Consider the following 22,020-nt stretch of genomic DNA (forward strand, 5'->3'; position numbering starts at 1 on the left):
GTTTTCTCCTCCCTGCGTCGGATGATCCGACGACGCTGATCGCTATTGGTGCGATTCTTACGTCCACTTAGCGTGACCTTTTCTGAGTCGCCGTCAAACTTTTCCTGACTTTTTCCCAATCCTTACGAATTGTAACGGCGCGCCAGTGCCCCTTTTCGCCACCTTTTGGCAGTGCTAGCCATATCAGGAACGGGAGGTCGCAATGGCGTCATCAGAAACCGAACGCACGCGCATGACAGAAGCCGGGCTGAACCTTATTCAGCAGGCGCTTTCGATCTATGACGCCGACCTGACGCTTGTGATCAGCAACCGCCCCTTTCGCGAAATGTTCAACCTGCCCGTCGAACATGTCACGCCCGGTGCATCATTCGAGGGCACGATCCGTTATTTGGTTGAGTGCGGCGAATATGGCGAAGTTGACGACCCCGAAGGTTTCATCGCCACCCGCGTTGAACAGGCCCGCGCGTTTCAGGCCCATTACATGGAACGCACCCGCGCGAATGGCCGCACAATCTCGGTAGAAGGTAGCCCTCTTCCCCAAGGGGGTTGGGTCACGGTTTATACCGACATCACAGGCATCAAACGGCAGGAAAAGCTGTTGCGCGCGCGGTCTGTCGAACTGTCTGGCCAATTGCTTTCCCATGCTGAACAACTGTCACAAACCAACCGCGAACTTGCCGCCAGCAACGCCGCGCTGGAAGAAGCAAAGCGCCAACTGACCGAAATGGAAGCCCGCACCCGGATGGTGACGGAAATGATGCCCGCCCACATCGCGCATGTCGGGCCAGATGGGCGTTACACTTATTCAAACCGCAAACTAAACGCGGTGATGCCAAGCCGGCCCTCCGACATTGTCGGCTCGTTCATCGGCGATGCCCTTGGCGACGAAGCGTTTAGCCGTATCCAGCCGAACTTGGACCGCGCCCTTGCTGGAGAGGCCAGCGTGTTTGAGTTCAACCACGAAGAAAGCGGCCGCCGTATCCGCGCCGCCTTCACCCCGGAAATCGGCCCCGATAGCACCGTTCTTGGCGTCTATATCCTGTCGATGGATGTCACGGACGAAGCACAGGCCCGCGCCGCATTGGCCCAAACCCGTAAACGTGAACTGGCCGCACAGTTGACCAGCGGGCTGGCGCATGACTTCGCAAATCTTTTGACGATCATCCTTGGCCTTCAGGGACGGTTGGCCCGCATCGCGCCCACCGCTGACGCGCAAGAACTGATTACCGCGACCCAAGCCGCCGCACGGCGCGGTGGCGATTTGCTGAACCGCATCGCCTCCATCACGGGGCGGCGGGCCATGCACCCCACGCCAACCGACCTGCCCGCGTTTCTGGCCGACCTGCATACGATGGCCGCGCCGACGCTGCCCAATGGCGTTACGCTAACCGTCGCGACCGATCTATTTCCCAGCCCTCTGATGTTGGATGCTGGAGGGCTGCAAGATTCCCTTTTGAACCTCATCCTGAATGCGCGCGACGCCATCGGCGATGCCCCCGGTCAGATCACCTTGTCGGCCCGTTCTCTTGGTGACACTTGGGTCGAAATCACCGTCGCAGACACCGGGCCGGGGTTTAGCGAAGAGGCTCTAACACGGGCTCTTGACCCATTTTTCACCACCAAAGGCGAAGAAGGATCGGGGTTGGGCCTGTCGATGGTTTATGATGTGACAAAGCTGTGCGGCGGGCGGTTAAAACTGTCAAATACGGATCACGGCGCGCTTGTCACGCTAAGCCTGCCGCTGCGCCGTGCCTCTGAAGATACAGAGCCTAAGCTGGTGCTTTTGGTCGAAGACTCGCCCGATATCCGCGAAATCGTCCGCGAGATGCTGACCCAGATCGGCCACAACGTCATCGAAGCCGCCAGTGCGGATGAAGCAGAACAGTTGGCCGAAATACCCGGCATCGATCTGATCTTGTCAGACATCATGCTTGGCGGGTCACGCACCGGGTTTGACCTGCTGAACGCCTTAGCCGACGGGCAGCACCCGGCGCGCACGCTGTTGATGACTTCGCTTCCGCCATCTGATGAAATCCGCCGTGCCGCCGCCGCACGCTATCCGCTAATCACAAAGCCCTTCACGCAAGACGCGCTTGCCGGGTTCCTAACCACGGAGCAAGCCGCATGAGCGCACCGATGATCGCCATTTTGGATGACGAACCGCAAATCCGCCAAATGCTGTCAGACGCATTGGGCGAGGCCGGTTTTCGCACCGCCAGCTTTGGGCGCGCCACAGAGTTTGAGGCCGCCTTGTCGCGCACCGCGCCCGATGTCTGCCTTGTTGATCTTGGCCTGCCCGACAAAGACGGGCTGGCGTTGGTGCATCGTTTGGCGCTGGAATCTGGCGCGTCGATCATCATCATCTCGGGGCGGGCACAGGTGCAGGACCGTGTGACGGGGCTGGAACTTGGCGCTGACGATTACATCATCAAACCCTTCGAACCGGCCGAGGTTGTCGCCCGCGTCCGCGCGCGCCTGCGCAAAGGGAGGGAGGCGGGAACCGCCGCCACAACCGCGCATTTCGAAGGCTGGGTCGCGTATTTCGATCGCTATGTTCTGGAAGCCTCGGATGGGCGCGAGGTTCCATTCTCTCATGCCGAGGGCGAAGTTCTGCGCCTATTTCTGGAAAGCCCAAAGCGGCTGGTATCACGCGCTCAAATGCAGGAAAGCCTTGGTGGGGCCGCTGGCGAAAGCTTTGACCGCGCGATGGATGTGCGCATTTCACGCCTGCGTACCAAGCTTGACGAAGATCCGCGAAACCCGCGCCTGATTAAAACGATCTATGGGGCCGGGTATATCTTTCTTGGCGATGTTTCGTGGTCATGAAACACCCACGAAATCATCCTTATGCGCCGCGAAATACGGCACCAGCATATCCTTGAACGCCCGCAACTTGGCCGCGTCTTTCAGGTCGCGATGCGATAGCACCCAAATATCGTGATACTGCTGTGGCGGCAAAATCGGCACCTGCATCAAACCGCCTGCCGCACGCCCCACAAACATCGGCATTCGCGCCACGCCCAGCCCGGCCTGCGCCGCACCAATCAGCGCAGACATATCGTCAAACCGCATCCGCACCCGTTGGTTGGGGTTCAGCGCCATCGCGGCTTTGGGCGGATCTTGCCAGAATGTGAAGCCAAGCCAGTCAATCATATCGCCGGGATTGTCTTGCAGTTTGCTGGCATAATCCGGCGATGCAAATGAAGCTGTGTGTTGCCGCGCCAACCGCCGCCCGACCAGATCATCGCCCGGTGTGTCACTGATGCGAATGGCCAGATCGGCCTCGCGGTTGTTCAGGTCCAACAATTCATTCGTGGCGCGTATGGTCAGTTCCACACCCGGGTGCTTTTCAAGGAAGGCATCAATGACGTGGCACAGATGCGACGCGATCAAAAGTTGCGGCGCGGTAATCACCAGCGGGCCAGTCAACGCAGTATCACGCGCGGCCAATTCGCGGCGAAGGGCCAGTTCGGCCTGTTCCATCTGTTCTGCGTGGCGCGCGGCACTTCGCCCAGCTTCGGTCGGGGCATAGCCGGCCTGCAACCGCTCAAACAGCGGGGTGCCAAAACTCTCCTCTGCCGCTGCGACCCGGCGCGAAACCGTGGTGTAACTAACCCCCAGCGCCTTCGCCGCCCCCGCGAGCGAGCCGTGGCGCACCAGTTGCAGCACCGTCCTTAGGTTATCCCAATCCTCACGCATGCCGTGCATTTTTGCATGGTCGACACGAAAAATCACGCGTTTTCGCATGCGCTGATGCGACCTATCTGTCGCCTTGTCTTCAACCGGAAAGGACCAACCGATGATTTACGCACTGGTTTACATCAAGATCGACAATCCAGATTCCCTAGCAGCGTATCGCGACAAGGCGGGCGACGCGTTGACCAAGCACGGCGGCAAACTTGAAGCTGCCTCTAAGACGCCAACCTCGTTCGAAGGGTCGCTTGGTCTGCCTGACTTGGCCGGAGTGCTGTCGTTTCCCGACAAAGACGCGGCTTTGGCATGGATTAACGACCCCGAACTTGCGCCAGTTCATGCCTTGCGCCGTGGAGCTGGTGATTCATCCATCATCCTTGTCGGCTAGGGCTTGCCACCTCGTATCACGCGACCAAAAGCGCGTGATACTCTTGTCTCATAAGGCATAATTGGCCAAAGTCATTCTTGCCCTCGCGCCTCACAGTTGTCAGTTTGGATGGCGGCACCAAAACATAAGCAAAAGGGGCGAACATGACCATTCACTGGTGCGGAACCGGGCTTTCAGCAATTCCCGGCCTTAGGCAACTGATTGAAAATGGTCACGACGTCACCGTCTGGAACCGGAGCGTCGACAAAGCCACCCAGGCCGTGGGCGACCTGACCGACAACATCAAACCGTTCGACAAAGACGCACTCGCCACTGTGCTGGGCAAGGGCGATATCGTCGTCTCTATGCTGCCCGCTGACTGGCATGTCCCACTTGCAAAGCTGGCCATCAGCAAGGGCGCGCATTTCGTATCCTCCAGCTATATCGCGCCCGAGATGCGCGCTCTGGACGATTCGGCCCGTGACGCCGGCGTCGCATTGGTGAACGAGGTTGGGCTTGATCCCGGCATTGATCACGTCATGGCGCATTGGCTGATGGCCGATTATCGCGCCTCGGGGGCTTATGACCCTGCGAACGAGTATGAGTTCATTTCTTACTGCGGCGGCGTGCCTAAACAGCCAAACCCGTTTCGGTACAAATTCAGTTGGTCACCGCTTGGCGTGCTTAAGGCGCTGCGCGCCCCGTCCCGGTCGATCCGCGACTTTACCGAACTTTCAGTAAAACGGCCTTGGCACGCGCTAACAAGCTATATCGCGCCGCTGGAACAACCCGAAAGTTTTGAGGTTTACCCAAATCGCGACTCGCTGCCGTTCATGGCGGAATACGGGTTCGAACCGACGTGGAAGGTAAAGGAATTCGTGCGCGGCACGATGCGCCTGAACGGCTGGGCCGACGCATGGGCCAAGGTGTTCGAAGAAATCGAAACGCTGGACGACGCCGACGGGGAAACCCGTCTGCAAGCAATGTCTGATCAGTTCTGGGCCGAAAACGCCTATGGCGAAGGCGAACCAGACCGCGTTGTCATGTGCGTCGCCCTTAAGGCCAGCAAAGAAGGCGTGCCGGTTTATCACAAGACATACACGATGGACGCCTGGGGCGATGCCCGCGGTTCCGCGATGGCGCGGTTGGTTTCGGGGCCGGTTTCACTGGCGGTTGAGGCTGTGCAGAACCATGAAATCCCCGCAGGCGTCAGCGCCGCGCCGCACGACCCGAAATTGATCAAGCGGTGGATGGAAACCGTTGATCGGCTGGCGCAACACGTGCAGGTCGTTGATCATCTGAAATAATGGGGGTGGAGGCGCCAAGCCTCCAACCTGACCGAATAGAACGCGTTAGTAAAAATCGTCTTCCAGATCGCTGACATCGTGACCAAGCGCGTTTAGGCCCGCCTCAAGGTAGTCAGACAAAAGCGGTATCCCCAACAGGTAGTTGGCGGTCGGCGTGTCGGCCTCGTCTTTGGCAGTCTGAATCGCCTCGGCCAGATCATCGACGCCGAAGGTTTCGCGCCCGATCCACATGACCGCAACAAGGCTGGCCTGCTCGTCCGAATTTAGGCTTTCGATGAACGCCCGCAGCTCACTTTCCGTGGCATCACCGGCGCGTGCTTCCAGAATTGTGTCGGCATCCGCAACGTCGCCGGGGCTGTCCCATCTGGCGACCTTGGCATCAATCTCACGTGCCCGCACCGCAACGTGAGCGACTTTCTTTGGACTGATATCAAGCATTAGGATCTCCTCCAGTATTGCTTGAAACCAGTCTGTGCCCTCTGTCACGATTGCACAAGAGGGAAGCGGCCGAAGCCGCTTCCTTCGTGGATCAGCAGGTTGGGGGAGGGCCATCATCGACCGGGCATTGGCCGGGGGTCGTTTGGCAAAGGTGCACGAAATAGTCGTCAATGCCGTCGCAATAGGCCGGGTTCGGGCTGGTCGGGTCAAAGGTCTCTAGGATGTCCAGCAATGCCGCGAACGTGCTGTCCGTGTATAGCGCCCGAGGGGACAGGATTTCTTCGTTCGGTGTGCCGTTTTCTTTGAACCGCACCTCACCATCTCCGCCAAGCTGGATGCGAAGGGTCATATTGGGCAGCGGTTCGAAAAACGGCGCATCCTCAAGGAAAGGCTGAGGGAATTGCCACGGGATGAACGGCCCGGCACAGGCCCCAATCGGGCCGCCGAACTCTACCCCGCCCAAAAAGAAATCATCCCCAAGCGCGGCAACCTCTTCGGTTGAAACAAACGGGAAATCATCCACCGCATCATCGCCCGGAACCTGCCAGAAAATGGAATCGGCCCGACGTAGGTTCAGCCCACAAAATGCATCTGGCAGCAGAATCTCTCCGTCATTGCGGGGCAACCATTCAGGCAAGTTCGCAGCCGGAAATTCAAGCTGGGCCAGCCCTTCGACAAGGCTGAAGTCAACGGTCAGGACATCCCCACTGACGATGGAAATCTCTGGCGGGTTATCTGGCAATTCGCCTGTTGGGTCTTCTGAATCGTCGGGGTCGGGTCTTTCAGGCTCGTCCGGCATGCCGCTTCTCAGACGAAGCTCCATATCCATGGTCCGAAACCCATCGGCGATCTTTGCCACACCGAACTCCACAAATTTGTCGAATGTACGCGGCAAGGAAAACTGACTTTCGCCCGGACCGGACGCCCAAACGCCAACGAACTGGTTCACCCCGTTCAGGCGAATCCGTTCAACATCGACAAGTTCCAGACCACTCGCCACGAATTCATCGCGTTGAGCGACGAAAGCACTGCGCCGTCTGGGGGCGGTGATGAAATTCGACCCGGTGCCGGTTTGGAACAGCCCCGAATACAGTACGCGCCCCTGATGGCGCTCCACCTCTACATCGATCAGGCGCAGCCCGTCTGCCGTCAGGCTTTCACCGCGCGCAAAGAACGCGGCCTGCTCCATCGGGCCGGTCAATATCTCGGTGCCAGAACCCGGGCGCCAAACGGCAAGGTACTGGCGCCCGCCGTTTGTCCTGCGGAAAATCTCAAAATCAACCAGCCGCAAGCCCTGCTCGCGGCGCGCAATCATCTGTTCGCGCAGGTCAATCGGGCCCATCGGACCATCAAACAGGTTCGATCCGCTGCCACTGACCCAAAGACCCGAATATAGGCGGGTTCCGTCAACAACCTCACTTTCGACGTCAATCAGGCGCAGACCGTCGCTTGTCAGTTCGTCACCGCGCTGAACAAACGCCGCGTGGTCAAGCGGTTCGGACACAATGTTGCTCCCCGTTCCCGAGTGCCAGATTGCCTCAAACCGAAGTGAATCTGCGTTGACTGAATGTGCTGAAAGGGCCGCCGTCAAAACGGCGGGAATAAGGGCGTGTCGCATCAATAAACTCCTAAAATAAAACTTGTGAAAACGCTGGAATGCGCCCGCCAGAAAAATGCAGACGGGCAAGGAAATGTATTTCTGTAATGAAGAAACCTTACACGAAATCGCCCGCGCAATGATCGGCGACACGCGAATTTGACAGGGTGTGAGCGCGCGTTCAGTCCGCTTTGGTCAGCGGCACAACGCGGTTGTCTTCCTCTGGGGAAAGCTCTTCGAAGTCGAAATTATCCAGCTTTGCGGCGCGTTTACCTGCGCGTTCTGCGGCTGTGGTAATCCCGTCCAGATCCCCGCGCGCTTGGGTGAAATGCGTGTTCAACTTGTCCACGCGCTGAACCACGATTTCCACATCCCGGTGCAAAAGGCGCAGAGTTTTGCGGATTGCACCGGCCTGTTCGCGCATCCGCGCGTCCTTAAGGATCGCCCGCATCGTGTTCAGCGTGGCCATGCAGGTGGTCGGCGATACGATCCAAACGCGCGCTTCGAAACCTTCGCGCACGATTTCAGGGAAATTCGCGTGCAGCTCTGCATAGACAGCTTCGGAGGGCAGGAACATCAACGCGCCGTCGGCGGTTTCACCGTCCAGAATGTACTTGTCCGAAATCGTCTTGATGTGGCCCTTAACCGAAACGCGCAATGCCTTTGCGGCCTCGTTCAATTCCCATTGGGTGTCGGCGTTTCGCAGCGCCTCGTAAGCCTCTAGGGGGAATTTGCTGTCGATGACAATGGGGCCTGGCGGGTTCGGCAGGTGGATCAAGCAATCGGCCCGCTTGCCGTTGGAAAGCGTCGCCTGCAGGGTATAGCTGTCCTTTGGCAGGGCCTTGGACACGATGTCATTCAACTGAATCTCGCCGAACGCGCCGCGGGTTTGTTTGTTTGACAGAATGTCCTGAAGGCTCAGCACATCGCCCGACAGCTTTTCGATATTCGCTTGTGCTTTGTCGATGGTTTCAAGCCGCTGCTGCAACTCTCCTAGGCTGCGTGCGGTGCGTGTGGCGGTTCCATGCAGGTTTTCCCCCATGGTTTTGGTCACCTCGGCCAGCCGCCGTTCCATCAGTTGCAGCATGTTCGTCTGGCTTGCGGCTTGCGCTTCTGAAACGTGGTTCAGCCCACCGGCCAGTTGCTGCTGACCGTCAGAAAGCATCTGAACCCGCTGGCCCAGTTGATCCATCTGATAAATCATCGGCGCGGCCATATCTGCCGAACGGCCCGCACGACGAACCGTCATAAACAGCATCAGCAAAACCAGAAACACCACAAATGCCCCGGCTGCAGCGGCCAGAACGATAGGGTCATTCCACGCGAAAGTTTGGTCACCAATTTGTATCATGTCCGCCCAAACAGCCGCTCAATATCTGACAATTTCAGCTCCACATACGTGGGGCGCCCGTGGTTGCATTGGCCGGAATGGGGCGTTGCCTCCATCTCGCGCAGCAGGGCATTCATTTCTTCGCCGCGCATCCAGCGGCCCGTGCGGATGGAACCGTGGCAGGCAACACGCGATAGGATCGCTTCGATCCGCGACTTCACCGTTTGGCTGTCGCCCATATCGTCCAATTCATCCAGAATGTCGCGCAGCATCGCCTTTGCGTTCACCTCGCCCAGAATGGCGGGGGTTTCACGCACGGCAATCGCGCCGCCGCCGAACGGTTCCAGCCCAAGCCCAAGCTGCGCCAGATCATCGGCAATTTCCAACAGCCGGGCACAGTCACCTTCGGACATCTCGACAATTTCCGGGATCAAAAGCGCCTGCGCGGCAACGCCGTTTTCGGCCATCTGACGTTTCAGTTTTTCATACACCAACCGTTCGTGCGCGGCGTGGCCGTCGACGATCACGATGCCATCCGCCGTCTGCGCGATGATATAGTTTTCGTGGACCTGCGCGCGGGCAGCACCCAGTGGCAGGTGCGCGGGTTCTTGTGCGGGTTCCGCAACCTCTTCAACGCGGGCCGAGGGGAAGGAAGCCTCTGCAAACCCCATCGAAGGGGCCTCTGGCGCTTGGGCGGCATAGCTGGCTGTCATCGCCCCGTGCGAGGGACGGTCCATCTGGTAAACCCGCGGGGGAAAACCACCGGTCGGCTCTGCCCGCATCGCGCCAAGGGTCGCGTCTGCAACAGTGGTCGATGCCCGGTGCCCAGCTTCGGCCAACGCATGGCGCAGCGCCGAAACGATCAGCCCACGCGCAACGCCGGGGTCGCGGAAACGGACCTCGGACTTTGCGGGGTGTACGTTCACATCAACGCGGTGGGGATCAAGGTCGATGAACAACACCGCAGCGGGGTGGCGATCACGGCTAAGGAAATCAGAATAGGCCCCGCGCAACGCACCGATCAACAGCTTGTCACGCACAGGGCGGCCATTCACAAACAGGTATTGCGCCACAGAAGAGCCACGCGAATAGGTCGGCAAGGCGGCATAGCCCGTCAGGTGATGCCCTTCGCGTTCGGCATCAATTGGCAGCGCATTGTCGGCGAATTCAGCCCCCAGCACACGCGACAGGCGCCCGCGCAATGCGTCAAACATATCGCCGGTTTCGCTGTCGGCGCGGAACGTCACGCGCCCTTCGCCGCCGCCAGAGACATCGCGCAAGATGAAGCTGACAAACGGTTCCGCCATCGCCAGCCGTTTGATCACGTCAGATATGGCCTGCATCTCTGCCCGATCAGATCGCAGGAATTTCAGCCGCGCGGGCGTCGCATAAAACAGATCGCGCAGCTCAACCACGGTGCCCTTGCTAAGCGCGGCGGGTTTGACGGGGGCCATCGCGCCGCCGGAAACCGAAATTGTCGCCGCTTCGTCGCCAGCACGGGACGTAATGGTCAGCCGTCCAACCGCACCCAGCGATGGCAAGGCTTCGCCCCTAAAACCAAAACTGTGAATATTCAGCAGGTCGCTTCCGTCGATCTTTGACGTGGCATGGCGCGACAGGGCCAGCGGCAAATCCTGTGCCGCAATGCCGTGACCATCGTCCGTTACGCGGATCAGCGTCTTGCCACCGTCGGCAACCGCAACCTCGATCCGGCGGGCACCGGCATCCAGCGCGTTTTCAACCAGCTCTTTCACTGCCGAGGCTGGTCGTTCAACAACTTCACCCGCAGCGATGCGGTTGATTGCGGCATCGTCCAATTGGCGAATAACGGGCCGATCGGCGCTTATATTGGGGTGGGGCGAGTTCATACCACTATAATTAGCACGCCCAACGCCGATTCGACCATGCCTGTTTCTGACGCCGGAAACAGGGGCTCCGGCGCCAGAATTCGCATGTCAGTTGGTGGTTTCAAGCCCTTCGGGCGTGCCAACAACAACGAAATGCAGCGCGTCTGCGTCCAAAAGGCGGGCGGCCATTTTCTTTACATCTTCCAAGGAAACGGCATTCACCTTGTCGTTCCGCGTGGCGATGTAATCGACGCCCAGCCCTTCCATCTGCATGCCGACCATGATGTTCGCAATCGGGCCGTTGCCATCAAACCGAAGCGGATAAGCGCCCGTCAGATAGGTTTTGACCGCATCCAGTTCTTCCTGCGTGATCCCTTCGGCGGCGACTTTGGCCCATTCGGCGCGAACAACCTCTGTCGCTTCGGCGATACGGTCATTGCCAGAGGCAACTTGGCCCAGAACCAGCTCTGCCAAATCCATCGAATAGAGATAGCTGTAGATGCCATAGGTCAGGCCGCGCTTTTCGCGGACCTCTTCCATCAGGCGCGACCCGAAACCGCCGGACCCTAGAACCCCGTTCAGTACGAAGGCACTGAAAAAATCCGGGTCGTGTCGTTCGATTCCTTGGTGCCCAAACACGGCAACCGATTGCGGCGTGTCGAATGGCACCACGGTCACACCGCCCGAAAGCTGGTATTCAGCCTTGCCCGGAAAGGGTGCGCCGGTTTCGGGCAGGCCGTCAAACAGCTTGTCCAGCAGCACGCCCAGTTCGTCGCCCGAAATGTCACCCACGGCCGAAACGAACAGCCGATCCCGCGCCATCACCCGGTCTTTGGCTTCGACGATGTCATCGCGCGTAAGGGCGGCGATGGTTTCTTCGGTCCCATTCAACGAGGTGCCATAAGGGTGGTCGCCAAAGGCCAGCGCGCTGAACGTGGTGCTTGCGATCTTGTCTGGGTCTTTCGCATCCGACTGGATCACCGAAACGATCTGCCCGCGCACGCGTTCCACGGCATCCTGATCAAAACGCGGATCAATCAACGCCTGATGCAAAAGCGCCATCGCGGCGTCCCGGTTTTCGGTCAAAAACTCGGCCGAGATCGAAAGCGCGTCGTTGTGCACATCGAAATCAAAACTGGCCGCCAGCGCGTCACGGGCGGCGGCGAATGCGCGCGCGTCCATGTCACCGGCGCCTTCTTCCAACAAGCCAGTCATGAAATTGATCGCTCCACGCTTGCCCGGCGCATCAAGACTAGCCCCGCCTTGGAACCGAATTTCCAGCGCGACAAAAGGGATTTCGTGGCTTTCGACCAGCCAAGCGTTGATCCCGCCGGGCGATGTTACCTCTTGGATATCAACAGACGCGCGCACCGGAAGCGCGGCCACCACCGAAACGAGGCAGGCAAATACGAAACGGATCATTGTGTCACCTCGGTGGTGTCTTCGCGTTCCAGCCAGCCGGTTACGGCATTGCGCCGATCAAAAATCGTGCGCGCGGCTTCCATCACATCGTCTGGCGTTACGGCATCCAGAATGGCGGGCCAGTCTTGGACGTCTTGCACGGTCAGACCCACTGACAGCGCCTCTCCGTAATTGCGGGCCAGGCCCTGTACGTTGTCTTTGGCATAGATATTCGCGGCCCGAATTTGCGTCTTCAGGCTTTCGAATTTTTCCAGATCCACACCGGTTTCCATAAACTCGGCGATGACAGCATCCATGGCGTCCTCGCCCTCTTGCAGGGAAACGCCCTGTGCGGGGACCATGACAAGGCCAAAGGTCGTGTCGTCCATCGATAGGCCGTCATAAAAGGCCGACGTATAAAGCGCCTGCTGGGTTTCAAACTGAAGCTTTTCACCCAGAAGCGAGGTCGCCCCTTCGCCACCCAACAAGTTCGAAAGAAAGACCAACGCCGCCGCTTGTTCTTGATCGCCCGGGTCCCGTTCGGGCACCAGATAGGTGCGGATCACATAAGGCTGCGCCACACGAGGGTCGGCAAAACGGATGCGCCGTTCAGCCAGTTGCGGGGGCTCTTGTGGGCGAGCACGAACAGGCAATGCGTCGCTTGGGGTCAGTGGGCCATAGTATGTTTCGGCCAAATCGCGGACCTGTTCGGGGGTTACATCCCCAGCGACAACAAGAATGGCGTTATTGGGCGCATAGTAGGTGTGGTAAAAATTGAACGCATCATCGCGTGAAAGCGTCTGCATTTCCGCGCGCCAGCCAATGATCGGGATGCCATAAGGGTGGTTCATGAACTGCGCCGCGCGCCTTTGTTCGCCGAACAAAGCGCCCGCACTGTTTTCGGTGCGTTGGTTACGCTCTTCCAGAATCACGTCACGTTCGGTCAGGACGTCCGCTTCGCTTAGGGTCAGGCCCGTCATGCGATCGGCTTCAAGCTCCATCATCAGGCCAAGACGGTCGGCGGCGACGCGCTGATAATATCCGGTGTAGTCGTAGGACGTGAACGCGTTGTCCGACCCGCCGTTGGCCTCCACGATGTCAGACACCGACCCATCGGGGTATGCATCGGTGCCCTTAAACATCAGGTGTTCCAGAAAATGCGCGATGCCCGAACGGCCGGGCGGTTCATCCGCAGCACCGACGCGATACCAGACCATGTGAACAACCACCGGGGCGCGGTGATCTTCGATGACGACAACATCCATGCCGTTATCAAGTTGAAAGCTGGTGACATCATCCGCCTTGGCGGCGGTGGATAGGACCGTCAGAAAACTGAGGCATAGGCCAAAAAGGCGCGGCATAGACAAAACTCCGGAAACAGGTTCCGCCATAAGCTACGCTAAAGTTGCTGTGGTGCAAGGCCACTCAACAAGGATGTGACCGTTCGGCACTATTGGCTTGGCGGGGCACCAACGGTGCGCGCACCGGCGCGGCGCCAACGGGCAAGCTCTGCGTGCTGGTCAAGCGATTGCGCGCGATAGGCGCGGTAATAGACCGATACGTTGAACAACCGCTCTAACAGGCGGCCATCGTTCTTGCGGCGAAATTCAAGGTCTTCGGCGGCAAGCGTTTGGCGAATGTCGCCTGCCACGCCAAAACGCGTGGCCTGTGACACCAATGCAGACTCTGACGACGGCACACCGGTTTGCGCCAAGCGGGCCGGATTACCACCAAGCGCCGCAATCGCGTCAGCCGCCGGTGATGGGTCAGTACGGTTCGCGCCACCGGGGGTGGGCGCAGGCAAAGCGGCAAGATCTTCGGGGATCTCAAGCGGCTTCACCGGAAGAATTGCGAACTCATCGGGGGTCGAATTGGTCGAACGGATGTTCATCAATTCCGGCTGTTTATCGCCAGAGCATCCGGCAAGCGCCAGCCCTGCTGTCAGCACCATCAAAACTGTTAGCCGCGCACCACGCATTCCGGGCTCCCTCATTCGTCTTCCGCCCTCTTTATCGCATGGCTGCGGGCACGTCACGTGGTCTTCTTCTCTCCGGCGAAGATCACCACACCGATTGCACCCGCAAAGATCGCAATATCGGCCACATTGAACGAAAACGGGTTGCGGAAACCGCAACAGGACATGTTCAGAAAATCAGCCACCGCGCCAAGCAGCACACGGTCAACCGCATTCCCAATGGCGCCGCCAATCAGAACACCGATGGAAAACAGCACGATGGGTTTGTGTTGCCCACGCATACCCCAGATCGCCAGCCACACGGAAATGGCAACCGCCAAGCCAACAAGCACCCACCGCATGGTCGAGGCATCGTTGGCAAACAGGCCAAAATTCACGCCCTGGTTCCACGCCATGCGGAAATTCAGGAAAGGCGGCAACACGTCGATGGCCAGCCGCTCTTGCAGGTTCAGGTAGAAGACGACGTAATATTTCGTCGCCTGATCCAACAGGAACACCACAAGGGCGGTTATGGCCATCAAACGCATGGTTTGCTTAGTGCCGGAAGTGGCGCATACCGGTCAGCACCATCGCCAACCCGGCTTCGTTCGCGGCATCGATCACTTCGTTGTCGCGCATCGAACCGCCCGGCTGGATCACGCAGGTCGCGCCCGCCGCAGCTGCCTCTAGCAGGCCGTCAGCGAATGGGAAGAACGCATCCGATGCGACCGCGCTGCCAATGGTCAGCGGCTGAGGCAGGCCCATCGCTTCGGCCATACGTTCGGCCTTTTTGGCGGCGATAAGGGCAGAGTCTAGGCGGCTCATCTGACCCGCGCCGACACCAACGGTTGCGCCGTCTTTGACGTATACGATCGCGTTGGATTTAACGTGCTTGGCCACTTTCCAAGCGAACAGAAGGTCGCGCATCTGCTCTTCGGTCGGGGCTTTTTCGGTGACAACCTTAAGATCGTCCATATCGACGAAGCCAGCGTCTTTGTCTTGCACAAGCAGGCCACCGGCCACTTGGCGCACCGTCAGACCACCATCCAGCACGTTTGGCAGGCCTTCGGTCGTCAGCAAGCGCAGGTTTTTCTTCGCTGCAAACACTTCGCGTGCTTCATCAGATGCACCGGGGGCGATAACGACTTCGGTGAAGATGCCGGTAATCTCTTTTGCGGTCTCAACGTCCAGCGGTTGGTTCAACGCGATGATACCACCAAAGGCCGAGGTACGGTCGCAGTCAAACGCCGACTTATACGCATCCAGCAGGGTCGCGCCTTGGGCAACGCCGCATGGGTTGGCGTGCTTGATGATCGCACAAGCCGGGCCCTTGGCTGGGTCGAATTCCGCAACCAGTTCAAACGCCGCATCGGTGTCGTTGATGTTGTTGTAAGACAGTTCTTTACCCTGCCACTGTTTCGCGGTCGCAACGCCGGGGCGGTTCGTGCCATCGGTGTAAAACGCCGCCGTCTGGTGCGGGTTTTCGCCATAACGCAGGGTCTGTGCCAGCGTGCCAGCGAATGCGCGGCGGCGCGGGGCAGCCTCGCCGATCGCGGACGCCATCCATGTGGAAACAGCGGCATCATAGGCACCGGTGCGGGCATATGCGGTTTGCGCCAGTTTCTGACGGAAGGCCAAAGTGGTTTGATCGTCGTTCGCGTTCAGCTCTGCCAGCAGGGCGTCGTAATCTTCGACATCCACAACCACGTTCACGAAAGAATGGTTCTTAGCAGCGGCGCGGATCATCGCGGGGCCACCGATGTCGATGTTTTCGATACAGTCGTCATATGCGGCACCAGCCGCAACCGTTGCTTCGAACGGGTAAAGATTCACAACCAGCAGATCGATCGGCGCGATTTCATGTTCGGACATCGCGGCAACATGTTCTTCGTTGTCGCGCAGGGCCAGCAGGCCGCCATGCACTTTGGGGTGCAGTGTTTTCACACGGCCATCCATCATTTCAGGAAAGCCCGTGACATCGGCCACGTCCTTAACGCTTAGCCCCGCTTCGCGCAGCGCCTTTGCCGTGCCACCGGTGGACAGCAATTCGATCCCACGCGCATCAAGGGCGCGGGCGAAATCGATCAGCCCAGTCTTGTCGGATACGGAAATAAGCGCACGGCGGATAGGCACGAGGTCGGTCATGAAGGGCAGCTTCCTGTTCTGTTCAGTCGGGCAGCGGGCCTTCGTCCTGAACCAGGTCCCGCACGCCCTGCGGTGTATCCTGAGCCTTGGCGAGCGTCCAGTTGATCTGCGCCGCATAGTTCAACACACGCGAAGAAAGGACAATTTGAAGCGATTCACGCGGCTTCAATCGCCCCGCTTCTAGGTAAAAGCTTGGATCCAGCCGAAGGTCGGCGTGCCCGTCATGGCGGAAAACCCAGATTTCACCGCTTTTCAGCGCAAGGGAAACCGCCGATCCGCCCATATCCAACGCCGCATCAACATCTGGATGCAGGTGAAAGCGAACCGAAAACGGAACGCCGGCCAGTTTGACACCGTCCATCGCCCGGTCGAAGGCTTTGCGATGCGGCGCGGAAAAGGCACCTAACGTGTCCTCGCCACTTAGGCTGCGGCCATCAAAGCTTAGGTCAAGCTGGCGCGCATGAATAAGGCCATGTGTCCGCGCGTACCCATCGAGCCAACCGTTGATGGATTGCCCCTTGGACCCACCGGTCCTTTCCACCACCACCTCTTTGGGCGAGTCCGCCAACAGCTCCCGTGTGGTATTGCCCAGACGCCGCGTCTCTCCCAAGCGCGAGGAAGAGCAGCCATCAATCGCCAGCACAGAATGAGATTGCGTCGCACGCCCCGCCCTGCGCCATTCGGCCCCGAACGAAGCGCCAGAACCGCAACTGACGATCACCGGGCGACGCCCCGACGTCAGTTCAAACGCCAACGTTGATGCGTGCGCGTTGTGCGAAACGGCCGGTTTGGGCGGCGCGCTTGCGTCGAAGATCACGGTCGTGCGCCCCTCGGACAGGCGCGCGTATCCCATGGCAAGGTCGGCCCCCGCACTGGCACGAACACCAGATGCGGCAAGCGCCTGATCCAATCGCCCTTCGGCCCCTCGCCCGCCACCGTGAAAGCGCGCCAAGCTGCCATCGGCATGGCGCAACGCACGCAATGTTGGAGCGATCCGTTCGATCGCTTGAACATGGTCTTTGGGCGTTACCTGCCCAGCGCCGGACAATGCAGCCGCCGCCCAGTTCAACAGGGTAAACACCTCTAGCAACTCTTCGGGGTTGCGGGTGGGGATGCCGCCGGCCTCGTCTATCTGTTCGCGGCATTCGCGCGCCAACGCCTTGGCGGCTGTCGTGACATGGCGCTGCATGCCCGTCAGCGAAAGCCCCGCATAAATCAGCCCTGTCAGTGCCTCGAACCGGGGCAATCCGGGCGCGGCACTTTTCCAGCGGCGGCTTAGGAAAATCGTCTGCTGCCCCAACGAACGAAAATATGCCTCGGACGCTTCGGTGTCTTGGCCGTTTAAAAGGAAAATCGCGTGATTGATCCAGCGGATGATCCGCCGCGCGGTCAAATCCGGGGTCCAGCCCGGGCCGCGACCACGCCCATGCGTTTCAATCCACAGCGTGGTCCAGTCTTGCGCACGCTTGCGCGCCGCACCGTCACCCACCGCCGCAAGATCGTCCAGCCACACGAATCCATGCAGCGCTTCTTCGAAGCCCGACGACGGCATCGGCAAATCCCAGATGACCGTATCGGGCGCTTCGACCAAGAAACCGGCGAATAGGAAATTGCCGCCAATCAACTGACGACCACGGGCAAACGACCCGATGCTAAGTGGATCTGGCTGAGAGTTAAAAGCGGTTGCCGGTTTGGCAAGCGTAGAGAGCCGCGCATGAAAGCGGTTCATCCAGCGGCTGCCTCGTGCGGGCCAGCTTTCCGTTAGGGCGTCGCCTTCCATGGTATCGGGTACTGCTCTGTCGTGGCGGTTGAACCTGCTCTTTGCACGACGATACATTTTGGTCCGCGCTGAGTCACCGATGAATAATCTTAAAACGCGAACTAGGCCGGATTTGCCACAACCCGTTAGGCGGATTTTTGCAGCACAGCGATGTAAAACCCGTCCATGCCACCGGTTTCGCCCCACATATCGGGGCGCAGGCGCAATCCGCCCAGTTCGTCGCGCCAGCCATCTTCGACCCAGGGGGCAGTGATTGGCGTGACGTGAAGGCCCGCATGGCGATCCAGCGCGTTTTTCAACTGATTCTCGCCCTCTTCAGGCAACAGCGAACATGTACAGAACACCAATCGCCCGCCGGGTTTAAGAATCTCTAGCGCGTGATCCAACATCTGCGCCTGAAGTGCGAACAGCGGTTTGATGTCTTTGCCCGTGCGGACATAGGGCAAATCAGGGTGACGACGGATTGTGCCGGTGGCCGAACACGGCGCATCCAGCAAAATGGCATCAAACGGTTCGTCGGGTTGCCACGTCAGCGCGTCGGCAACGACGATCTTCGCCTCCAATTCGGTCCGGGCAAGGTTTTCCTCTAGCCGTGCAAGGCGGTGTTCGGAAATATCCAGCGCGGTCACGCTGGCCCCAGCCGCGGCCATCTGCATGGTTTTGCCGCCGGGGGCTGCGCACATATCCAGCACGCGTTCACCGGGTTGCGCGTTTAACAGCTTGGCCGGGATGGCGGCGGCCGCGTCCTGCACCCACCATTCGCCTTCACCATAACCCGGCAGGGCCGATACCTGTACCGGGCCGCTTAAACGCACGCTTCCGGTTGGCAGCAACTGACCGCCCGACGCTTCGGCCAGTTCAGCGCCATTGCCGCCCTTTGCCGTCAGATCCAGCGGGGCACCCTTTGCATGGGCGGCCTCCATCGCTTCGACCCCGGCGCGGCCATAGGTGCTTTCCAAACGGCCACGCAGCCAGCCGGGCATCTTTTGCATCGGCAAAGCGGCCCAGTCTTCGGGCGTCATGTCAGATGCTTTACGCAGAACGGCATTCGCCAAGCCGGTCAAATGCTGCGTCTTACGATTGCGCCGCAGGATCGCGACGGCGTTGTTCACCACGCCATGGGCGGGTGCGCCATTCTCTAACAGCTCTACAATTGCCATACGCAGGACGTTGTGAACGGCAGGTGGTGGCGGTTTACGCAACAGCGGCTTCAGCATCGCATCGGCGCGGCCCATATTGCGCAGGGTCGTTAGGGTCAGGCGTTGCGCACGAGCACGCTCGGACGGTTCCATATCGCCCAGTGGGCCATCTTCGCCGGTCAGCTCGGCCATTTGCCGGTGCTCTTCCAACACTAGGTTCAGCAGTTCCACTGCCTTGCCGCGCGCTTTGTCAAAGCCTTCTGCCATGTGATGATCCCCTATGCGCTTGCCGCCGATCCGCCACGGCGTATATCAAGGAAAGCAAGCCCACAAGGACGCTATGCCATGACCGATGACGTGAAAAAAGACCTAACCCCCGAAGCGATCCGCGCCTTGGCCGAAGCCGAAGAGCGCCGCAAGAAGGCCAGCAAGGCCCTCCCGAAAGAGCTGGGCGGGCGCGACGGCCCCGAACCCGTGCGTTACGGCGATTGGGAGAAGAAGGGCATTGCCATCGATTTCTAGGGTCTGCGCGGTCGTTCTTAGACAGCGGGATGGGCTGGAGGTTCTTGCCTTTCGCCACCCCAAAGCTGGTCTGCAACTTATCAAAGGCCGCCCAGACGCGGGCGAAACCCCGCCTCAAACAGCGAAACGAGAGCTTTTTGAGGAAAGCGGAGTACAGGCCACCGCGACCAACGACATCGGTTTAGCGATGGTCGCGCCCGGCCAAATCTGGGCCTTCGTCGACTGCGCCACCGCACCACTGCCGGAAAACTGGGTGCATCATTGCGCCGATGATGACGGCCTGATGTTCGAATTCTTCTGGCATCCCCTAAACGCAGAACCCGGCGCAGACTGGCACGCAACATTCCGACAAGCGCTTGGGTTTCTACGCGACAGGAAACAGTAGCCCCTCAGAAACCAAGCACATCTGCCATGCTGTATTCGCCGGGGTGCTTACCCTGCCCCCACAATGCGGCCTTCAGCGCGCCACGGGCAAAGATGCGGCGGTCGGTTGCTATGTGGCGCAGGATCACGCGTTCGCCTTCGCCTGCGAACAGAACGTCATGTTCCCCGACGATATCGCCGCCCCGGATCGCGGAATAGCCGATCTTGCCACGTTCACGTGCGCCGGTGATGCCGTCACGCCCGCTGTCCATGTTGGATGCGTGGTCGATGCCGCGCCCTTCGGCAGCCGCTTCGCCCAACATCAGTGCCGTGCCCGATGGCGCGTCGACCTTGTGGCGGTGGTGCGCCTCGATCACTTCAACGTCGAAATCTTCGTCCAATGCGGCGGCGACCTTTTTGGTCAGCTGCACCAGAAGGTTCACGCCAAGGCTCATGTTACCTGCGCGCACAACGACCGCGTGGCGGGCGGCGGCACCGATTTTTTGGATGTCACCATCCGTCAGGCCGGTTGTGCCAATCACGTGGACGGCACGCGCCTGCGCAGCCAAGCCCGCGAATTCAACTGTCGCAGCCGGAGAGGTGAAATCGATCACGGCTTGGGCCTTGGCCATCGCCTCTAGCGGGTCATCGGTGATGGAAACACCCAGTTCGCGTTCTCCGATCATTTCGCCAACGTCACGGCCAACCCATTCATTGCCTTCGCGTTCCACAGCGCCAACAAGGCGTGCGGCATCGCTTTCCAACACAGTGCGGATCAGCATCTGACCCATCCGGCCAGAGGCACCAGTAATCACAATTCCAGGCCGATCGGTCATCGCACTCTCCCATCTATTCGCTTCGGCCCCGTTTAGCCGAGCAGGGGCGGCTTGGCAAAGCCTCGCTTGCACAGCGGCAGTGCATCCCCTAGATCGGGCATATGGCAAAGAATAGGTTCAACACGGGCGGTGGCCCCTCGCAACGGCAGCTTCGCGTAGGCGAACTGATCCGGCGTACCCTGTCTGACGTTCTGGCGCGTGGCGATGTTCACGACCCGGACCTCAACCGCATGTCGATCACCGTGGGCGAAGTGCGAACCTCGCCCGACTTGAAGATCGCAACCGCGTTTGTGCTGCCCCTTGGCGGCCAAGGCGCGGAAGAGGCGTTGTCTGCGCTGCGCCGCAACCGTTCGGAACTTCGCCGGTCGGTGTCCAAGGCCCTGACGCTGAAATTCTCGCCCGAGATCCGGTTTGAGATCGACGAAACATTCGACCGTATGGACGAAACCCGCCGCCTGTTGTCCCAAGATAACGTGCGCCGCGATCTGGAAGAGGACGAGGATGACGAGGCTTAATCGGCTTCTCCTTGCCCTTGTCGTCGCCTTTGGCCCATCGCTGGTCAGCGCCGCCTGCGCGCCCGTCACTCATGACGGCACCCCCTATACGGTCTGCACGGTAAACCCCGCCGAAGAAGAGCTTCGCCTGTTCCGCTTGGATGAAGACGGTGCCGTATTGGGCAGCTTTGGCCGCGTGCGCAACCTTGTCCAAGAGCAGGGCAAGACCCTGACCTTCGCAATGAACGCCGGGATGTATCACAAAGACCGATCTGCCGTTGGCCTGTACATCGAAGACGGCGTCGAACAGCACCGCGTCATCGCATCCGCCGGGCCGGGGAATTTCGGCCTGCTGCCAAACGGGCTTTTGTGCATCACCGATGGCAAAGCGGACGTGATCGAAACCCGCGAATATGTCGCCGCGCCGCCCGCGTGCATTCACGCCACTCAATCCGGCCCAATGCTGGTGATCGACGGCAAACTTCACCCCCGGTTTCTGGTCGACAGCACGTCGCGTTATATCCGCAATGGCGTTGGCGTCGGGGCCGATGGCTTGGTCCATTTCGCGATTTCGGACCGCGCTGTTACATTCCACGAATTCGGGCGGTTGTTTCGTGACGAACTGAAAACCCCAAATGCGCTGTTTCTGGATGGCAATGTCTCGCGCATTTACGCGCCTGACATCGGGCGCAGTGATGCCGGTTTCGCATTGGGGCCGATCATCGGTACAGTTTCACCGCAGACCCGTTGACGGGCACCGCCCGCTTCGATAGCACGCGGGCCTCATATCAAAACGGAGTCGGGCAC

At 59.6% G+C, this 22,020-nt stretch carries 21 protein-coding genes; 8 read left to right on the forward strand and 13 right to left on the reverse strand.

The window, feature by feature from the left end; translation table 11 throughout:
- Nucleotides 1–202: 202 nt before the first annotated feature.
- Nucleotides 203–2,128, forward strand: coding sequence for a hybrid sensor histidine kinase/response regulator (locus COL8621_RS14835; RefSeq protein ID WP_093968075.1), 1,926 nt, complete (start codon nucleotides 203–205; stop codon nucleotides 2,126–2,128).
- Complete coding sequence (locus COL8621_RS14840) at nucleotides 2,125–2,826, forward strand: response regulator transcription factor (protein ID WP_093968076.1); 702 nt, start codon at nucleotides 2,125–2,127, stop codon at nucleotides 2,824–2,826. The genes COL8621_RS14835 and COL8621_RS14840 overlap by 4 nt, the downstream gene beginning before the upstream one ends.
- On the opposite strand, the gene COL8621_RS14845 is transcribed toward COL8621_RS14840, so the two are convergent.
- Complete coding sequence (locus COL8621_RS14845; RefSeq protein WP_093968618.1) at nucleotides 2,821–3,699, reverse strand: LysR family transcriptional regulator; 879 nt, start codon at nucleotides 3,697–3,699, stop codon at nucleotides 2,821–2,823. The two genes, COL8621_RS14840 and COL8621_RS14845, sit on opposite strands and share 6 nt — an antisense overlap.
- Nucleotides 3,700–3,799: 100 nt before the next feature.
- Between COL8621_RS14845 and COL8621_RS14850 the strand changes: the two genes are divergently transcribed.
- Together COL8621_RS14850 and COL8621_RS14855 are read left to right on the forward strand one after the other, a co-directional pair.
- Nucleotides 3,800–4,081, forward strand: a complete 282-nt coding sequence (locus COL8621_RS14850) for a DUF1330 domain-containing protein (RefSeq protein WP_093968077.1) — start codon at nucleotides 3,800–3,802, stop codon at nucleotides 4,079–4,081.
- 143 nt (nucleotides 4,082–4,224) lie between these two features.
- A complete protein-coding gene (locus tag COL8621_RS14855; protein WP_093968078.1) occupies nucleotides 4,225–5,367 on the forward strand; it encodes a saccharopine dehydrogenase family protein in 1,143 nt (380 codons plus the stop codon).
- 45 nt (nucleotides 5,368–5,412) lie between these two features.
- On the opposite strand, the gene COL8621_RS14860 is transcribed toward COL8621_RS14855, so the two are convergent.
- The 11 genes from COL8621_RS14860 to COL8621_RS14910 form a co-directional block, all read right to left on the reverse strand.
- On the reverse strand, nucleotides 5,413–5,805 hold the full coding sequence (locus COL8621_RS14860) for a DUF3775 domain-containing protein (RefSeq protein ID WP_093968079.1): 393 nt from the start codon (nucleotides 5,803–5,805) through the stop codon (nucleotides 5,413–5,415).
- Nucleotides 5,806–5,896: 91 nt separating this feature from the next.
- Nucleotides 5,897–7,309, reverse strand: coding sequence for a hypothetical protein (locus COL8621_RS14865; RefSeq protein ID WP_141137899.1), 1,413 nt, complete (start codon nucleotides 7,307–7,309; stop codon nucleotides 5,897–5,899).
- 274 nt (nucleotides 7,310–7,583) lie between these two features.
- Entirely contained in the window at nucleotides 7,584–8,753 is a 1,170-nt protein-coding gene (locus COL8621_RS14870; RefSeq protein WP_093968081.1) for a DNA recombination protein RmuC, read from the reverse strand.
- The gene (gene mutL / locus COL8621_RS14875) at nucleotides 8,750–10,600 is read right to left on the reverse strand and encodes a DNA mismatch repair endonuclease MutL (RefSeq protein ID WP_093968082.1); all 1,851 of its coding nucleotides are present in this window, start codon (nucleotides 10,598–10,600) and stop codon (nucleotides 8,750–8,752) included. Before mutL ends, COL8621_RS14870 begins: the two co-directional genes overlap by 4 nt.
- 87 nt (nucleotides 10,601–10,687) lie before the next feature.
- Complete coding sequence (locus tag COL8621_RS14880) at nucleotides 10,688–12,001, reverse strand: M16 family metallopeptidase (protein ID WP_370804651.1); 1,314 nt, start codon at nucleotides 11,999–12,001, stop codon at nucleotides 10,688–10,690.
- Nucleotides 11,998–13,341, reverse strand: a complete 1,344-nt coding sequence (locus COL8621_RS14885) for a M16 family metallopeptidase (RefSeq protein ID WP_093968083.1) — start codon at nucleotides 13,339–13,341, stop codon at nucleotides 11,998–12,000. The genes COL8621_RS14880 and COL8621_RS14885 overlap by 4 nt, the downstream gene beginning before the upstream one ends.
- Before the next feature lie 89 nt (nucleotides 13,342–13,430).
- A complete protein-coding gene (locus tag COL8621_RS14890; RefSeq protein WP_093968084.1) occupies nucleotides 13,431–13,958 on the reverse strand; it encodes a DUF3035 domain-containing protein in 528 nt (175 codons plus the stop codon).
- Between the two features lie 53 nt (nucleotides 13,959–14,011).
- Nucleotides 14,012–14,482 carry a signal peptidase II gene (gene lspA / locus COL8621_RS14895; RefSeq protein WP_093968085.1) on the reverse strand — a complete coding sequence of 157 codons (471 nt, stop codon included), beginning with the start codon at nucleotides 14,480–14,482 and terminating at the stop codon, nucleotides 14,012–14,014.
- Nucleotides 14,483–14,489: 7 nt separating this feature from the next.
- Nucleotides 14,490–16,079: a bifunctional phosphoribosylaminoimidazolecarboxamide formyltransferase/IMP cyclohydrolase gene (gene purH, locus COL8621_RS14900; RefSeq protein ID WP_093968086.1), complete on the reverse strand. Its 1,590-nt coding sequence runs from the start codon at nucleotides 16,077–16,079 to the stop codon at nucleotides 14,490–14,492.
- 22 nt (nucleotides 16,080–16,101) lie between these two features.
- Nucleotides 16,102–17,859, reverse strand: a complete 1,758-nt coding sequence (locus tag COL8621_RS14905) for a heparinase II/III family protein (RefSeq protein ID WP_235823893.1) — start codon at nucleotides 17,857–17,859, stop codon at nucleotides 16,102–16,104.
- A gap of 125 nt (nucleotides 17,860–17,984) precedes the next feature.
- Nucleotides 17,985–19,265 carry an RsmB/NOP family class I SAM-dependent RNA methyltransferase gene (locus tag COL8621_RS14910; protein WP_093968087.1) on the reverse strand — a complete coding sequence of 427 codons (1,281 nt, stop codon included), beginning with the start codon at nucleotides 19,263–19,265 and terminating at the stop codon, nucleotides 17,985–17,987.
- Nucleotides 19,266–19,343: 78 nt separating this feature from the next.
- Here COL8621_RS14910 and COL8621_RS14915 point away from each other — a divergent pair, with 78 nt between their 5' ends.
- Together COL8621_RS14915 and COL8621_RS14920 are read left to right on the forward strand one after the other, a co-directional pair.
- Nucleotides 19,344–19,520 (forward strand): DUF1674 domain-containing protein, encoded by a 177-nt coding sequence (locus COL8621_RS14915; RefSeq protein WP_093968621.1) that lies wholly within the window; start codon nucleotides 19,344–19,346, stop codon nucleotides 19,518–19,520.
- The gene (locus tag COL8621_RS14920) at nucleotides 19,504–19,905 is read left to right on the forward strand and encodes an NUDIX domain-containing protein (protein ID WP_093968088.1); all 402 of its coding nucleotides are present in this window, start codon (nucleotides 19,504–19,506) and stop codon (nucleotides 19,903–19,905) included. Before COL8621_RS14915 ends, COL8621_RS14920 begins: the two co-directional genes overlap by 17 nt.
- A 4-nt stretch (nucleotides 19,906–19,909) precedes the next feature.
- On the opposite strand, the gene dapB is transcribed toward COL8621_RS14920, so the two are convergent.
- Nucleotides 19,910–20,719 carry a 4-hydroxy-tetrahydrodipicolinate reductase gene (gene dapB / locus COL8621_RS14925; protein WP_093968089.1) on the reverse strand — a complete coding sequence of 270 codons (810 nt, stop codon included), beginning with the start codon at nucleotides 20,717–20,719 and terminating at the stop codon, nucleotides 19,910–19,912.
- A 101-nt stretch (nucleotides 20,720–20,820) separates the two neighbouring features.
- Between dapB and rbfA the strand changes: the two genes are divergently transcribed.
- Both rbfA and COL8621_RS14935 read left to right on the forward strand, forming a co-directional pair.
- Complete coding sequence (rbfA, locus tag COL8621_RS14930; RefSeq protein ID WP_093968090.1) at nucleotides 20,821–21,234, forward strand: 30S ribosome-binding factor RbfA; 414 nt, start codon at nucleotides 20,821–20,823, stop codon at nucleotides 21,232–21,234.
- The gene (locus tag COL8621_RS14935; protein ID WP_093968091.1) at nucleotides 21,221–21,964 is read left to right on the forward strand and encodes a phosphodiester glycosidase family protein; all 744 of its coding nucleotides are present in this window, start codon (nucleotides 21,221–21,223) and stop codon (nucleotides 21,962–21,964) included. The genes rbfA and COL8621_RS14935 overlap by 14 nt, the downstream gene beginning before the upstream one ends.
- The last annotated feature ends 56 nt before the right edge of the window (nucleotides 21,965–22,020 follow it).

The sequence above is a fragment of the Actibacterium lipolyticum genome (assembly GCF_900184935.1).
Lineage (GTDB): Bacteria > Pseudomonadota > Alphaproteobacteria > Rhodobacterales > Rhodobacteraceae > Actibacterium_A > Actibacterium_A lipolyticum.

Excerpts from the sequence above, each read along its gene's own strand:
- lspA (WP_093968085.1), bottom strand. The coding sequence starts at position 14,482 with ATGCGTTTGATGGCCATAACCGCCCTTGTGGTGTTCCTGTTGGATCAG.
- rbfA (WP_093968090.1), top strand. The coding sequence starts at position 20,821 with ATGGCAAAGAATAGGTTCAACACGGGCGGTGGCCCCTCGCAACGGCAG.
- dapB (WP_093968089.1), bottom strand. The coding sequence starts at position 20,719 with ATGACCGATCGGCCTGGAATTGTGATTACTGGTGCCTCTGGCCGGATG.
- COL8621_RS14855 (WP_093968078.1), top strand. The coding sequence starts at position 4,225 with ATGACCATTCACTGGTGCGGAACCGGGCTTTCAGCAATTCCCGGCCTT.
- COL8621_RS14870 (WP_093968081.1), bottom strand. The coding sequence starts at position 8,753 with ATGATACAAATTGGTGACCAAACTTTCGCGTGGAATGACCCTATCGTT.
- COL8621_RS14840 (WP_093968076.1), top strand. The coding sequence starts at position 2,125 with ATGAGCGCACCGATGATCGCCATTTTGGATGACGAACCGCAAATCCGC.
- COL8621_RS14850 (WP_093968077.1), top strand. The coding sequence starts at position 3,800 with ATGATTTACGCACTGGTTTACATCAAGATCGACAATCCAGATTCCCTA.
- COL8621_RS14915 (WP_093968621.1), top strand. The coding sequence starts at position 19,344 with ATGACCGATGACGTGAAAAAAGACCTAACCCCCGAAGCGATCCGCGCC.
- COL8621_RS14860 (WP_093968079.1), bottom strand. The coding sequence starts at position 5,805 with ATGCTTGATATCAGTCCAAAGAAAGTCGCTCACGTTGCGGTGCGGGCA.
- COL8621_RS14835 (WP_093968075.1), top strand. The coding sequence starts at position 203 with ATGGCGTCATCAGAAACCGAACGCACGCGCATGACAGAAGCCGGGCTG.
- COL8621_RS14910 (WP_093968087.1), bottom strand. The coding sequence starts at position 19,265 with ATGGCAGAAGGCTTTGACAAAGCGCGCGGCAAGGCAGTGGAACTGCTG.
- COL8621_RS14880 (WP_370804651.1), bottom strand. The coding sequence starts at position 12,001 with ATGATCCGTTTCGTATTTGCCTGCCTCGTTTCGGTGGTGGCCGCGCTT.
- COL8621_RS14885 (WP_093968083.1), bottom strand. The coding sequence starts at position 13,341 with ATGCCGCGCCTTTTTGGCCTATGCCTCAGTTTTCTGACGGTCCTATCC.
- mutL (WP_093968082.1), bottom strand. The coding sequence starts at position 10,600 with ATGAACTCGCCCCACCCCAATATAAGCGCCGATCGGCCCGTTATTCGC.
- purH (WP_093968086.1), bottom strand. The coding sequence starts at position 16,079 with ATGACCGACCTCGTGCCTATCCGCCGTGCGCTTATTTCCGTATCCGAC.
- COL8621_RS14845 (WP_093968618.1), bottom strand. The coding sequence starts at position 3,699 with ATGCGTGAGGATTGGGATAACCTAAGGACGGTGCTGCAACTGGTGCGC.
- COL8621_RS14935 (WP_093968091.1), top strand. The coding sequence starts at position 21,221 with ATGACGAGGCTTAATCGGCTTCTCCTTGCCCTTGTCGTCGCCTTTGGC.
- COL8621_RS14905 (WP_235823893.1), bottom strand. The coding sequence starts at position 17,859 with ATGGAAGGCGACGCCCTAACGGAAAGCTGGCCCGCACGAGGCAGCCGC.
- COL8621_RS14890 (WP_093968084.1), bottom strand. The coding sequence starts at position 13,958 with ATGCGTGGTGCGCGGCTAACAGTTTTGATGGTGCTGACAGCAGGGCTG.